This is a genomic window from Lactococcus sp. bn62 (assembly GCF_029492705.2).
GTDB lineage: Bacteria > Bacillota > Bacilli > Lactobacillales > Streptococcaceae > Lactococcus > Lactococcus petauri.
This window is the reverse complement of sequence record NZ_CP120417.1, coordinates 374,560-387,628: the sequence shown is the minus strand read 5'-3', so window position 1 is coordinate 387,628 and position 13,069 is coordinate 374,560. Positions and strand designations below refer to the sequence as shown.

Here is a 13,069-nt window from a genome sequence, read left to right as displayed (position 1 = left end):
ACTGCTCGCGTCTGTTCCTGTATCTACTTTTTTTTAGTTTGGATAGAATGAGAAATAAGATCTTGTAGCTCTCTTGAAAATGAATCAATAGGAAGAGTTTCTAATCCATCCAGCCATTCCAGTGGTTCTGGGATTGTTTTATCTGCTGTTTTAGCATATATCCATACAAAATTATAAAGTAATGTTAAATCAAGCATCGCTAAATTTTCCCAACTTACCTCTGACAAATCAAACTCATTTCCGGTACCTGTATCAAGAGATTTAGCAAGTTTCATCAAATCTGCAAAATAATCTGTATGAAACTGCATCTTATAACGTAAAGGAGTGGCCGCATTTGTTGCTAAGCGAATAGTTACACCACCTACTTCAATTGTTTTTTCCATGATTTCTCCTTAAGCTTGAGTTGTTGTAGTTGTTGTAGGTTGGGTGGTGGTTGTAGTCGATGATTTTTCGTACACCTTGTTAAACCACTCATCATATACAGTAGAGTCAGTATCTGGTCGAGTTTTTGTTTTAACCGCTTTATCTGAAGGACGTGGGCTTGCTGAGAAAGTAAGTTGAGTAGTATTAGGGTCTCCACTATCTTTAGTAGTTGATCCTACAGTTGGTCTACTTGCTGTACAGTTATACAGTACATGGCGTGTCGCATGTTTATCTCCCTCAAATTGGAACATAAGAGCAAATGGAGCTGTTTCTGCATTAGCATATTCTGTCTGCACCCCATTTTCTACTTTTTCACCTAAGATATCCGTTTCAAATTCTTCTGGTAATTTAGCTGTTGTTAAAGTACCATCATACCCTTGATTATTACTACTAACATAATAATCAATATTGTCAGCTTTAAATTTGATTAGATCGCCACTAGGCTCAAGAGAAAGTTCAACTGCTCCTGGCCATTTTCGTGGCGTGTCGTAAGTTGTTTCACCGCTTGTTAAATCTTGAATTGCTTTAGCATAATGAACATTTTCTAACCCAAATTCAATTTTGTTTTTTTGTGGTTGTTCTGGCATTTTATGCCCTCCTTATATATTAATTTCATATGCTCTTAAGAACATTTTTTCACTGTCAATATAACTTTCATAAACATCATAGACAATCTTATTTTCATCTAAAAGTTTTTCAAGTTTTTCTTCTTCTTTTAAATTTTTCAAATTAGAATATAGCTCGATAGTGACAGCTTTATTTTTAGAATACACATGATTATCAGCCTTAAACCCTATCTCTTCATCGACATAATAAAGAATATATGGCAATGAAGGAACTTGGCCTACTGCCCATTGTTTATATCCAACTTTCAAATTAGTATTATCAAGAATATTTTTCAATTCATCCAAAGTCATTGTTCTAGCCTCTTTTCTACACGACTTACAAAGTCTTGTGTAACTCGTTCTTCAACTGGAGCAATGTGAACCTGAGGTGCTACACGTCCTCCGTCTCTTTTTGCATGTCCCTTTTCTAGTACATGAGTGAGCCTATAAGTTGGCGCTTTTTGATAAATAATTTGATCGCCATTTTTCAACTTTTTTGACGTCCAATTTTTCGCATAATCTCCAGTTCTTTTTGGACTTGATGTTCTAAGTTGCTTAATGCCTGATTTTGTAACATCTTTTTTTATATCATCAATATCTTCAACAACATCTTTCGTCCAATTTCTTACCTCTTTTTCAATAGTTTTAGACAAATCATTAAGTGAAATTCTATTCGCTATTAGAATCACCCGCCTTTTTCCTACAGATTAACTCCAGCTCCTCATTACTCGCTCTATACGAACGAACAACCGTGAGCAGCTTATCTCTAAATATCAGCTGTTGCTCATTGTTATATTCGAATGGATGAATAATCAGAGTGTGAGATAGCTCGATACCTGATTGACCAGCTTGATAAAACTCAGAACGATTCATGGGCTTTTCGAAACCTAATACTACTGTTTTTTTAATCTTAGGATTTTGTTGACCTAACTCATCTTCTGTAAACCCATCAGATGAAACTAGAGTTATTTCTTCATCCCACATCTTTTGCTCCTCTATATTTAATAATCAAATTTCTTAGACGATACTCAAGATTACGTGGCATTGTCTCTCCACCCTGATTCTTATAACGAAAAGCTGCTAAATCAACAATAAACATAATCTGTTCATTGTTATCTTTTAAAAGTTGAATGCCTTTACTTTTCTCCAGCTCATCAATGATTGATTTAATAATGACTTTTAATAAGTCATCTCGGATTTTTGTTCTATATCCCAGTGTTGCCTTTAACAAACTCAAGATATTTTCTTCCTCCATAATTCGCCTCCTTTACGTACTGAACATATAAATCAGATACTTTACCTGAGTTTTGTTCTAACACACTTAGTGGTGGTGTATCTAAGTAAATACCTTTGAAAAATAATCCTGTATCCTCGGTAACTCCTGCATTATGAATAATTTTCTTGTTTTTTAAATGACTGTCAGTTGACCAGGCGAAATCTAATTTATCACTTACCTTTGGATCAATACCATAGTGATACATCGTCCACAGTTGGGCCCACATCTCTGCGGTCCATTTTTGAAGAGAGGTTTCTAAAGGTTGGACTGCTTTATACAAAACAATTGAATTCACATAAACATCATGCCAATAACCCGCTTTAGGGTTTTTGATTACCCATTGAGCACCTCCTGACTGTTTTTCAATACTCTCAATCCATTCTGTAGGAACTTTTATTGCATCTGTCATAGTATCAAAGACTTTTTCTGAATTAGTTACGCTTTGAATGTATCTATAACCTAAGTAACCTACTGTATCTGAACAGTACCAGCGGCTTTTTGTAGGACGAAGTTCAAAAGCTGAAAGATCTAACACAACCGTGTCTGAATCAAGGTAAACATAAGTTTCTTTTTCTCGTTCACTATCCTCTTCTAGATATTTCCACCACAAGAAAGGCTTAATACTTGGAATATATGACTTATCAAATCTATTATCAAAATATTCATGAGTTTCGTATTCACTAAATTCTTGGACAACCGAACTATCCTCTTGAGCAAAAAGAAGAACGATGTCTTTCTTCTTTACTCCAAGATTCACTAAACTTTTGATTGCTGTTCTCAACTCCCAAGCAAAGCGTTTTTTTGCTGGTTGAGCAAATAAAAATTTCATCGTTCTTTCCTTTCTTTATTACGCTTGAGTAGTCGTTGTTGTCGTTGGTTGTGTTGTAGTTGTCGTCGTTGATGAGGTAGTGGTTGTATCAGATTCAGCAGTAAAAGTTACATAGAAACCTGCGGCTGTATCTGTTGCTTTAACATCATAGCGAATCACACCAGCAAGGAGTTTACCGTAAATGTTATTATCAACCCATTGAACAGAAACTTGCTTGCGATCAAAGAATGCAGCAAAAGCTTTAGCATCTCCAATAAATCCAACAAGTTCTCCTTCTGCCTTACCAATCACATCATCATCCAGTACTACAACTTCTTTACCAAGTAATTGTTTACCACTTGCTGCAGTAATTGAATCTTGTAGAAGGTAACGGCCGTTTTTATCTTTAAGCTTGTCAAGCTCTGAATACATTGAAGCAGAAATGAAGAATTTTACATCATAGACTTTTTTGATACCTTTATTAATAAGGTCCTTCAAGCCGTCAACACCTGTGATTGCTTTTGCTGGTGCAGATTGAAGAATAAGTGCAATATCTGCATTTTTTGTATTCAATGACTGATCTTGTATTTCGTCTGCAATCAAACCAGTTACATCGTAATTGGCATCATCAATCACTTCTTGAGAAAGAGGAATATAACCACGACGTGTATCTACTGAGTAATCAATCTCAACCATTGTTGGATTAGCAAGTTCTGGATTTTCTTTTAGTTCTTCAACGGTTGCCATTTTTGAGCCAGATTTAGAGATAACTGGGAATTTACCAGATGCAGAATTAACAGGTACTGAACGTACATATTTAGATAAATCTACAACATCTTCTGGGGCAAGTTGTGGTTGCAAGAGTTCTTCTGGAATCAGCGCCCCACCTTCAACAGAAGTAAAACCATCGCGTTTTTCAGCGCCTTTAGATTTTACGAATGCATTAATTGCTGAGCGTTTTGTTTCAATTTCTTCTTCAGTAATTTTAAATTTTTTCATTGATCGTTTCTTTCCTTTTTTATTTGAACGTGATTCAGATTCATCTTCAATTTGAGCAAGTTCATCTTCAAGCTCTTGTTTTTGAGTTTCTAAGTCTGAAATCTGAGAATTAACATCCTCCAGTTCTTTTTCCAATTCATCTGCTGATTCACTCACTGTGGAAATTTCGTCATCAGTTTTTGCTTCTTCTAAAGCACGTTCTAAATCCTCTTCTTGCTTTTCAAGATCTGAACGTTTTGAAATAAGTTTTTCAATATCACTTGAGCGTTCTTTAATTTTTTTATTCAAAATAAGTTGTTTTAATGCCATTTAATTTCTCCTGTAATTTAGATTTCTTCACGAGTAAATCTCGTTGTTCCATTTCTTCAATTTGTTTGTTTCGTGCTTCTACCGCTGTATCAGCATATGCTGGGAAAGTTACAACCGAAACTTCAAAAAGTTCGATTGATTTGATAGTAAATTTGTAAGAGCCATCTTTCCTAGACTCCATTTCTTCATCTAGAATATTAAAACCAAATGAACACTGATCAACATCCCCACGTTGAACCCGAGAATATAAGTTCATTGCTTCAGTATCATTTTCATTGATTTTAATTTCACCATATACTCCTTTCTCATCTACCGATAGGCTTAAAGTACCTACTTTTGTACGCCCTAAAACTTTTGCAGTTTCATGGTCAATCAATGCTCGAATATCAGATAAATCTACATTCTCGAAACTCTCAGGCGCTATTTCCTCAAATACACCTTCATAAAGTTCAGTTTCAGAATTAAAAACAACAAAATAACCGCTGATAATTTTTTCAGCAGTTTCATCTTTTGTAGTTAAATCAAGACTTCTAAAATTTCGAACTTGAAATTGTTTTCGCTTTTTCATCACTCACCTCCTTTCTCATTATTGTTTTGAATAAGTTTATTTTGTTTATCCAAATCACCTTGATGTAGATAATTTTCTAAGACAAGCAAATCATCCATTTCTGAATCAGGAGGCATCCCAATCCAGTTTCTTAACTCATTACGTCGTAAAGAATTCACTTTTGCCATTTCTACACCAGCACCAACCATTTCAGTTAAGGAGTAGTTATAGAGACTTCTTGGATTAAATGAAAAATACATATCTTCATCAATAATTAACTTATTTAGAGTTTGTTGAATAATTTGTGCAATAGATAATATTTTCGTATTGATAAAATTATTGAATTCATCTTTGTTATAATTTCCTACTCCCAATAAGAAAGCAGGTACACCAAAGATACCTGCTACTGTTTTTTTATCCAAAGTTACTGCATCATTGATAGCTAAATCATTTAGAGTCAAAGGTTTTATTTGTTGTACATCAATCATTCCTTCTGGTATAATCCATGGTTTTCCTTTTTCCTTTCTCTTCAAATACATTTGTTCAAACCTTTCTCGACCTTCTTCATCCGAGAAATCATCACTATCTGAATCCACTGATACAATGATATTAGGCATGTATTCGCTGGCCATAAACCCTTTTTTTGTCGCACTAGCCTGCTTCAAATTACCAACAATATCTCTTAAGCTCACTTTATATCCTGTTCCTATAAAAGGTCGTTCAATAGACGGATTTAAAACGAAGTGCAACAATTCATTGGGATCATATTCTTTATTATCAAAAGTGATAGAGTATTTGAAATCATCATCACTAACGTTAAAAGTGAGCTTATAAGGCGAAATTGGGATAAGTTCGACAACTTCCCCACGGACAACTTTAGGCTTCACTACAGCGTTGCCCTCGCCTTCTAGCAACATTGAACGTACCAACCATTGAATGAATGTTTTTCTAGAAATATATTGATTAGGTTCGATATCAACAACTCGAGATAAAGCGTTCTTCACCCTCTTGTCTCCAGTTTCTCCATTTTGCATAAGCTGAATTGTCATATTCGATACTAAATCTGCAATACAATCCACTGCCATTCTAACTTCAGGATTATCAGACAACTTAGTATAGTTTTCTGATATTAAATCTTTAAAGAAGTCTGGTAAAGTCATAACAACCTGCGGAGACTTTTTAACTGGCTCGTCCACCACTTTGTTTGTAGGACTTCTTTTATTAAAAAATTTCATTATCTTCCTTTCATATTCCAAGCTTCTTTCTTGCTGCTCTTCTCTTTTTCTTCAAGCATACCCCGACTAGCAAAAACTGAAGCATCAAATAAGTCTATACGTTGATTAGGCATCACTTTTTCAAACTGTATTGCATCATCAGTTTTTTCAATCGCTTTAACATTACTTACACAATATTCATAAGCAAGATTATTTACATAGTAAAACTCATTATTTTTAACTTTAAATTCAATCCGTCTAAAACCTTCAGATTTCTTCCAAAAGAGTTGAGGGGCATCTACCATTTTGAATTTCTGTTTTTTCATCATCAAAAAGAATTCTCGTCCGAATTTCTTATCGAAGTGTACAGATTTAACTTTAAATCCTTTGTCACGCATTTCTATGAACCATTTGACTATATCATCATAAAGAACGGTATCAGTATTTGATAAAGTGGCCCATCCTTCTTCTTGCCATTCAAATAACGGAATGTTATCTTCTTGAGCTTTCTCTATTGCTTTAGATTTCGGAAAAAATGCATGAGTAATGACAATGTCAACTGACTTTCCTTTATGTTCATAATTTCCGTAAAGGGCAGCAGCTGTCAAATCATGCATTTTCGAAAGGTCAGCTCCACCATACCAAGTTATTGGTAATTTAACTAAGTCTTCCATGGTCCAATGGTGTTGTTTATTTGAAAATCTAAACTCATCCACATCAAAGTAAGCATCCATAGAGTTAGTGAAGATATTTAATGATTTGTTTAAAAACTCTGCCTTTAATTGTGGTTCTAGCATTGCTTGCCGTGCCTCAGTCACTAAATCTTCAAGAGTAACAGTTACATTAAGCGATGGAGTAACGGATGCTAAAACTTCTGGATCATCAATCGTTGTAATTTCTTTTGTAACTGGATTAATGATATTGCCTTTTTCATCTTGTTCAGCAGTACATAGAAAAATAAAGTATGAATCATAAGCTTTATCTTTAATCGTGCCGGATAAAACTTTTTTTAAAGTAATTACCCTCTGAGCAAGAAATCCATTAGCAATATCCCCAGCGGTTGAAATCCCCATAAGCAACTTATTTCGGTAAGCTTTCTGAGAGTTTTTCATCAAGATATATTTTTTTGCGCCAGCCTTTTTCCATGAGTGAATTTCATCAAGGATTAAGGCATTACCGTTCAAAGAGTCTAGTTTGTCGTCTTGATTGGCGATAGCAAAAATATCACAATAACCATCTCCAAAATCAACATGGACAGAATGCTCTTGGTTATTATCACGGATACGCATTTTTTTGACGTCACTACGTATTTTCTCAACATTGTAGGTGAGGAAACCAAAACTTTCTTGTGTTTGCTTTAAAGAATTCGCAACAATATAAGTCTTACTCCCACTTGCTCGGTCAACAATATTTTTTGCCCAAGTTAATGAAGCGGCAAATGCCGTTTTCCCTTGCTTACGAGGTAAAAAAATAAGCGCCTCATTGAAACGCCTAATATTTGTACCCTTTTCAAAAAAACCAAATAAATTGACACACACAAATTTTTGCCAAGGTTGCAAATACATCGGAGTGTCTTTATAAGATACCCCTTCTTTGTTTTCTCCTTGAACGTGTACGATTGTTCCTTCAATTAATCCAATCACGAAATCAAACTGATGATGTTTAAAATCCCACTTATCAGATTCAAGGTCATCTAAAAATCGTTGAGCGGCTTGTTTCTGTTCAATATTTGCAAGAGTTTTACCATCGATAATATTTTTTGACCATTGGACAGCAGTTTCAAAATTATCCACTTCCACCACCGCCACTCTGACTCATAAATCGAGCAAACGGTGAAGCTTTTTCTTCTTGTTTAGTTTCAGAATCTCTTTGGCTTTTCGGGTTCAGCATGAGTTGATTTGAATAAGATAAGATATCTTTTCTTAATTTTTCAATTTGGTCTAAAGCAGGATGTTTTTTAGTTGAGTTCGACGCACTTAGCGTTGAAATTGGAGAACCTTCTTCTTCCCAAACTTTCAGAGCTTCATAATATTGTCGGACCATTCCTGCATAAATTCGTACTATCCGATTAAAGGCATAGTTATAGGTTTTTAACTGTTTCATTTGTGCAATCGTATCTTTGTAAATTGTTTCTTCTGTTGGGATTTTTTTCAACTAAAAATATCACTCCTTTCTATCAAAAATTGCAAAAAAAATATTTTCAAATTGCCTCACACTTGGAAAAAGCTAAACTCACTCGGTTCTTTTGAAATTCAAAAATTTTTATTTGAAGTGGGGGGCTTAATTTTATCTTGCCAATATTTACCAAGTTCTGTAGGAATGTCACTGTCTCGATTATGCATCTTGTTGTGACATTTTTCGCATAAACTAATTAAATTCCATAAGCATAACCACCACTTAGGATAGTCTCTTAAGAACCAAACGTGATGGACCACTGTAGCTGTGGTTGTAATACCAAACCTCTTACAGTTTCTGCACTCGTATTTGTCTCGCCTTAATGCTTTATCTCTTTTACTGAACCACTTCTTGTTTCTGTATGGATTCAAGACTCCTCCCTTCATCAATATAAAAAGCCGCCATTTCTGACAGCCTTAACAGGATAGTGTTTATAAGTATTTTCTAGAGTCAGGCACTCCCTGTAAGTACCTGCTATACTGGTGAGAAGACTCGAACTCCCCTCGGCTAATCAAAGTCAGCCGTTCCATTTAACCAGTGACCATTCTGCATTGCCTTGCAAAGCTCATGCAGTTGTCTGTTTTCCACCTTTTTGTGCTTGCACCCTGCACGGGTTCGATTAGGAGCCGCGTTACAGACAACGTACCTAATCTCTTTGCGCCATTTAAGGCAATGGGAACTTCAGGAATTGAACCTGAGACACATAGATCTTCAATCTACTGCTCTACCAACTGAGCTAAGCTCCCAAACCGGCTTGCTATGATATTCTCATTACGTACAGGGTTATCCATTTAACTTCTCCCCACGTGCCCGCTTGTTCGCACGTTTATATCAGCACCAGTCAAGTTTTTATCGTCCTTCGACGTCTCGCTACATAAAGTAGCCACTAACTACAAACAATCTCGCACTTTTTGATTCATCGAGACTAACCATGATAGCGTTCTGCTCAATTGTTCATAATACAAGTATAGCACCGAAAATTGAGATTGAAGTTCCTTTTTTTGCCAATTTCTAGTCTTTTTTTGTCAATTTTGTCCCCTCAAATCAAGTGAATAACAAAGGGATGAATATCATTTCTAAATTTATAGTAAGCACCTTTTGCTTTTTTCTGCGCTATATCAAACCCTCTGTCATCTAATTCTTGCATCACTTGATACCAGTATCGACCATTGTAACCTTCACATTTTAATTTGATTACTTCCTTCTCTACCTCAATTAATGGTAGATACCAGATATTTATTTGCCTTATCAGCTCTTTTAATCTGATTAACTCTTCATCATTTTCCAATGCTTCTTTATTTAAGACATTACTTAAAGGCTCAGAACCGCCAGAATAAGCTGTGCGTATTCCTAAATTATCTACTTTTTGTCGGTAAAGATACCTACTCTCAATAGATTTTAACTTAGCATCTAGTCTGCCATTTACGTAATCTCCAATAATTCTATCTAACTTATCTGCCATTCATCAAATTCTCCTTTTGTGGTATAATTAAGTTAGAAATTCAGTTGCCGAAGCCCATTGCAGTGGGCTTTTTTGTTTAGTTAATATCAATTCCAAGTTCTTTTGCTAACTCATTAATAAGAGCTGTATTATCTTCAATATTTTGTTCCAACAAAGGGATGAGCGTTCCTACATTAATCTTAACGGAACATTTTAAAACTCCTCCCAAGTTTAATTCAAATTTTGTATCCCTAGGTATATGATTATTTTTAAAATCATCTAAAACAATATTTTGATTTCTAACATGATGAATCAATTTTTGAAGCCTATCAATTTTAGTTTGTGTTTTAGCGATTTGTTCTGAAAAATCAACAGCAATTTCTTGTGACATTTTTTCTCCTCCAGTTGAGTTTAGCGAGTTCCTAGCTCAGCTATTAATTATTACGAAGCAAGATATACTGCCAAAAGCTCATTACCTTGTCGTACCCAAAGAGATGATAGGTTGCTAGAGATAATCCAAATCCTACAACAACTACTATTAGGGCAATTAGTATCTTATAAACTTTTTTCATCTCCACCTCAATCCATGTGTTTATCAAGCCATTTTTCAGCTTCTGTCATTCTATTACTTTCTTTTCTAAAACTGTGTTATTTATTTTGTGTTCATCCTCGGTAATCAGCCAGTCTTTCAATTCTCTTGCTTCATCGATTGTTTCTTTGCCTAGACCTTCAAAAGCCATCCATTTATTACCATCCTTTTTTTCTACAAAATATTTTGTTTCACCCCCTAAAGTTTTACCTTTGACAATTCTATAAACTTCTTTATGCAAATTCTTGTAAATTTCATCAGTAGCATTGATATTTTGAATATCTTCAATTTTTTTAGCTACAAGTAGATCTAAAGCCAGCTTCATGAGTGCGCCACCTATTAAAGCTACAAGCGTAAAAAATACATAATCTAGTAAATTCATTGTTTTTCCTCCCCGAACACGTTCTTTGACTCGTCAAGGTCTGAGCGGTTGAAAGATAATTCTTTGCATGATATACCGAATGCTCTGAATGCTTCTTGAGTTTTTTTGAGTCCTTTTATTAATTCAATGTCTCTAATAAACCAAATTCTTTTATCACACCATTTGCAGCGTTTGTGTAGATCATAGTAAATCCACTTATGCCCGAACAGCTTACACAAAAGTTTCATTGGTTGTCCTCCTTATCAAAGGGTTTCAGATATCCTTTAAATTCTTCAATCTGACGCTCAATGTTTTTGAGAGCATTCTCAAGAGCTATTGAAACATCAACATTGTCTTTAAATGAATCTCTATTCTGCCAGATAAATTCCATGCGTGTTGCTGATTCATCAATTTGTTTTGCATAATCAGTAATATAATTAAATTTATACTGTGTATATCCTAATTCTTGTTTCATTCAATCCCTCCCCACCAGTCATTGACCAGCGATATTAGTTTGTCGGTCATTCAATATATCCTCCTAAGTAGCTTGGTTCTTCATTTTCATCAATATTCATAGGAGAGATGTCATAACAATCCAATTCCATTTCATTGGCTTGCTTATGAGCTTTTCCTTCGGTTGAGAATACTCCGAAAAGTACTATCGATGAACCCCAATTATCATCATATGTATCTGCGGTTAAAACATATACTTTCATTTTGTCCTCCTTAATTATATTGTCGGTATTTATCCATAACTCTTGGATACTTTTCTATAAATTTTAATTGTTCTTGGTGCAGACGTTCCGACCAGCGGAAAAGTCTATCCATTTCTGCTAAAGCACTCAATTTTTGGTAAATCTCTTTAATGTAAAACTCTGCATTCCCTACTGATTTCCAATACGCCGATGTTCTGACAGAGTTCCCATTTTCAGCAAGTTTATGTGCGTTAATATCCGCATTTTCTTTTTTTGTCATCAGGCTATCAATTTCTTTGAATATAATTTTCATCAACTTAATTTGGTAGTTCTGCACGATTTCCTCCGCTGTCATCCCTCCACCACTTTCACTAAGTCAACTCCGAGGGCTTTGCCTGCGAGGTAGGCAATAGCGATATTAACTTGGTTTTCATCTGGTAGTAATTTCTCTAACTGCATTCCAATTTCATCTTCTATTTCCTCTGCTCGCCATAACAAATTCCAAATACTACGACTATGTCTCTCTTTGACGAATCCATTAAAAATATCATCCAACTCATCCGCAATGCTTTTCGGAATCGTGAGAATTTTCCTCATATCACGATATCTGTTTGCATCTTGCTTTATCATTTCTTCGTCAATGATTTCAGAAATTCTTTTATTGTCCATCATCCCCTCCAATCGCTGCGAGTGTTTTTTCTAAATAAGGCAAAATCCAGTCTGTTTGAATGGTTCCTAAATGTCCATCATGTTTAATCGTTCCAATAGCATGCTCGATATGCTTTTTCGCAGTGTTAAGCTGTTCTTGGAGTTTTTCAACCGAAAGGCTGTATTTTTCGATAAACTGTTCTCGTAATATTAAATAATCATCCCAGTTGCTGTCATAAGCATTGAGCAGGTTTTCTATATCTTGGTTAAAATCACTCATTCTCACGCCTCCCCAGTGCTACCAAATCCACCCGTACGCTTTCCGTTTGCATTATCATCGTCTGTTGTAAGGTATTTGACAAATACCCCTTGCATAATTCGTTGACCTTTAGAAATGGTTACAGGCTCTTTTGAGATATTCATAAACAAGCCTTTGAATTCATTAGGATAATAATCTGAATCGATAATTCCTACTGAATTAATCAATGCAATGCCACGCTTAACTGGATTGCTTGAGCGGTCATATAATTTCAGTACTTCGTCATGTCCGAGTTGAACAGCTAGACCTGTACTTACCATTTTTATTTCATCAGGTTGAATCGTAACTGTTTCGCTTGCTGAAATATCATAACCTGCGCTGTGTTTTGTCGCTCGTTCTGGAATACTCGCATTTTTATTTAGTTTTACAAATTGTCTTTTCATTCTCCGTCCTCCACAGGCACAAGCATTACAAGCTTGTTAGCGATTAATGCACCATTCCCAATTTTTCTAATTTGTTCCATGGTGAATGAATACTCAGGTTTTTCAAATCCTGGATAAAATCTAAGGTCCTTCCAGAGATAATGAGAAACTGCTTCATTATCAATAAGACTGATTAAACAAACATAATACTTATTCATTCTTCCACCTCAATTAAGTTTAAATCGTTGATATTAATTCCACCCTCTGCAAGGCTTTGGGCCAAATCATCTAGCTCCAA

General features: G+C 35.1%; 24 protein-coding genes and 1 tRNA gene. All 25 read right to left on the bottom strand.

From position 1 onward, the window contains the following. Window positions 1–23: 23 nt before the first annotated feature. The gene (locus tag P3G65_RS02265) at window positions 24–383 is read right to left on the bottom strand and encodes a hypothetical protein (RefSeq protein WP_279365002.1); all 360 of its coding nucleotides are present in this window, start codon (window positions 381–383) and stop codon (window positions 24–26) included. Window positions 384–392: 9 nt separating this feature from the next. Continuing rightward, complete coding sequence (locus P3G65_RS02260; RefSeq protein WP_284071309.1) at window positions 393–1,010, bottom strand: major tail protein; 618 nt, start codon at window positions 1,008–1,010, stop codon at window positions 393–395. A gap of 12 nt (window positions 1,011–1,022) precedes the next feature. After that, window positions 1,023–1,340, bottom strand: a complete 318-nt coding sequence (locus tag P3G65_RS02255; protein ID WP_284071308.1) for a hypothetical protein — start codon at window positions 1,338–1,340, stop codon at window positions 1,023–1,025. Next, complete coding sequence (locus P3G65_RS02250; protein ID WP_284071307.1) at window positions 1,337–1,717, bottom strand: hypothetical protein; 381 nt, start codon at window positions 1,715–1,717, stop codon at window positions 1,337–1,339. The genes P3G65_RS02255 and P3G65_RS02250 overlap by 4 nt, the downstream gene beginning before the upstream one ends. After that, window positions 1,698–2,012: a phage head closure protein gene (locus P3G65_RS02245; protein ID WP_284071306.1), complete on the bottom strand. Its 315-nt coding sequence runs from the start codon at window positions 2,010–2,012 to the stop codon at window positions 1,698–1,700. The genes P3G65_RS02250 and P3G65_RS02245 overlap by 20 nt, the downstream gene beginning before the upstream one ends. Next, window positions 2,002–2,283, bottom strand: a complete 282-nt coding sequence (locus P3G65_RS02240) for a hypothetical protein (protein WP_284071305.1) — start codon at window positions 2,281–2,283, stop codon at window positions 2,002–2,004. The genes P3G65_RS02245 and P3G65_RS02240 overlap by 11 nt, the downstream gene beginning before the upstream one ends. Continuing rightward, complete coding sequence (locus tag P3G65_RS02235; protein WP_284071304.1) at window positions 2,234–3,133, bottom strand: hypothetical protein; 900 nt, start codon at window positions 3,131–3,133, stop codon at window positions 2,234–2,236. The genes P3G65_RS02240 and P3G65_RS02235 overlap by 50 nt, the downstream gene beginning before the upstream one ends. 18 nt (window positions 3,134–3,151) lie before the next feature. Then, window positions 3,152–4,420, bottom strand: coding sequence for a phage major capsid protein (locus P3G65_RS02230; RefSeq protein ID WP_284071303.1), 1,269 nt, complete (start codon window positions 4,418–4,420; stop codon window positions 3,152–3,154). Beyond that, the gene (locus tag P3G65_RS02225; protein WP_284071302.1) at window positions 4,392–4,988 is read right to left on the bottom strand and encodes an HK97 family phage prohead protease; all 597 of its coding nucleotides are present in this window, start codon (window positions 4,986–4,988) and stop codon (window positions 4,392–4,394) included. Before P3G65_RS02225 ends, P3G65_RS02230 begins: the two co-directional genes overlap by 29 nt. Continuing rightward, window positions 4,988–6,127, bottom strand: a complete 1,140-nt coding sequence (locus tag P3G65_RS02220; RefSeq protein WP_284071301.1) for a phage portal protein — start codon at window positions 6,125–6,127, stop codon at window positions 4,988–4,990. The genes P3G65_RS02225 and P3G65_RS02220 overlap by 1 nt, the downstream gene beginning before the upstream one ends. 74 nt (window positions 6,128–6,201) lie before the next feature. Beyond that, the gene (locus P3G65_RS02215) at window positions 6,202–7,974 is read right to left on the bottom strand and encodes a terminase large subunit (protein ID WP_284071300.1); all 1,773 of its coding nucleotides are present in this window, start codon (window positions 7,972–7,974) and stop codon (window positions 6,202–6,204) included. Continuing rightward, window positions 7,967–8,335: a P27 family phage terminase small subunit gene (locus tag P3G65_RS02210; protein ID WP_284071299.1), complete on the bottom strand. Its 369-nt coding sequence runs from the start codon at window positions 8,333–8,335 to the stop codon at window positions 7,967–7,969. The genes P3G65_RS02215 and P3G65_RS02210 overlap by 8 nt, the downstream gene beginning before the upstream one ends. Window positions 8,336–8,433: 98 nt before the next feature. Then, window positions 8,434–8,742 carry an HNH endonuclease gene (locus P3G65_RS02205; RefSeq protein WP_284071360.1) on the bottom strand — a complete coding sequence of 103 codons (309 nt, stop codon included), beginning with the start codon at window positions 8,740–8,742 and terminating at the stop codon, window positions 8,434–8,436. Window positions 8,743–9,029: 287 nt separating this feature from the next. After that, window positions 9,030–9,102 (bottom strand) — tRNA-Phe (locus tag P3G65_RS02200). A 293-nt stretch (window positions 9,103–9,395) separates the two neighbouring features. Further along, complete coding sequence (locus P3G65_RS02195; RefSeq protein WP_165707134.1) at window positions 9,396–9,818, bottom strand: RinA family protein; 423 nt, start codon at window positions 9,816–9,818, stop codon at window positions 9,396–9,398. Between the two features lie 76 nt (window positions 9,819–9,894). After that, entirely contained in the window at window positions 9,895–10,188 is a 294-nt protein-coding gene (locus tag P3G65_RS02190) for a DUF1359 domain-containing protein (RefSeq protein WP_284071298.1), read from the bottom strand. A 226-nt stretch (window positions 10,189–10,414) separates the two neighbouring features. Beyond that, a complete protein-coding gene (locus tag P3G65_RS02185; protein WP_284071297.1) occupies window positions 10,415–10,768 on the bottom strand; it encodes a hypothetical protein in 354 nt (117 codons plus the stop codon). Beyond that, window positions 10,765–10,995 carry a DUF1660 family phage protein gene (locus P3G65_RS02180; RefSeq protein ID WP_284071296.1) on the bottom strand — a complete coding sequence of 77 codons (231 nt, stop codon included), beginning with the start codon at window positions 10,993–10,995 and terminating at the stop codon, window positions 10,765–10,767. The genes P3G65_RS02185 and P3G65_RS02180 overlap by 4 nt, the downstream gene beginning before the upstream one ends. Beyond that, window positions 10,992–11,222, bottom strand: a complete 231-nt coding sequence (locus P3G65_RS02175; protein WP_284071295.1) for a hypothetical protein — start codon at window positions 11,220–11,222, stop codon at window positions 10,992–10,994. Before P3G65_RS02175 ends, P3G65_RS02180 begins: the two co-directional genes overlap by 4 nt. A gap of 46 nt (window positions 11,223–11,268) precedes the next feature. Then, a complete protein-coding gene (locus tag P3G65_RS02170) occupies window positions 11,269–11,463 on the bottom strand; it encodes a hypothetical protein (protein ID WP_176490496.1) in 195 nt (64 codons plus the stop codon). A 10-nt stretch (window positions 11,464–11,473) separates the two neighbouring features. Next, window positions 11,474–11,797 carry a DUF1140 family protein gene (locus tag P3G65_RS02165; protein WP_176490495.1) on the bottom strand — a complete coding sequence of 108 codons (324 nt, stop codon included), beginning with the start codon at window positions 11,795–11,797 and terminating at the stop codon, window positions 11,474–11,476. Next, on the bottom strand, window positions 11,794–12,111 hold the full coding sequence (locus P3G65_RS02160) for a hypothetical protein (protein ID WP_306723674.1): 318 nt from the start codon (window positions 12,109–12,111) through the stop codon (window positions 11,794–11,796). The genes P3G65_RS02165 and P3G65_RS02160 overlap by 4 nt, the downstream gene beginning before the upstream one ends. Next, window positions 12,101–12,370, bottom strand: a complete 270-nt coding sequence (locus P3G65_RS02155; protein WP_284071293.1) for a hypothetical protein — start codon at window positions 12,368–12,370, stop codon at window positions 12,101–12,103. Before P3G65_RS02155 ends, P3G65_RS02160 begins: the two co-directional genes overlap by 11 nt. Window positions 12,371–12,372: 2 nt before the next feature. Continuing rightward, window positions 12,373–12,792, bottom strand: a complete 420-nt coding sequence (locus tag P3G65_RS02150) for a dUTP diphosphatase (RefSeq protein WP_284071292.1) — start codon at window positions 12,790–12,792, stop codon at window positions 12,373–12,375. After that, entirely contained in the window at window positions 12,789–12,989 is a 201-nt protein-coding gene (locus tag P3G65_RS02145; protein ID WP_019291460.1) for a hypothetical protein, read from the bottom strand. Before P3G65_RS02145 ends, P3G65_RS02150 begins: the two co-directional genes overlap by 4 nt. Window positions 12,990–13,069 lie beyond the last annotated feature (80 nt).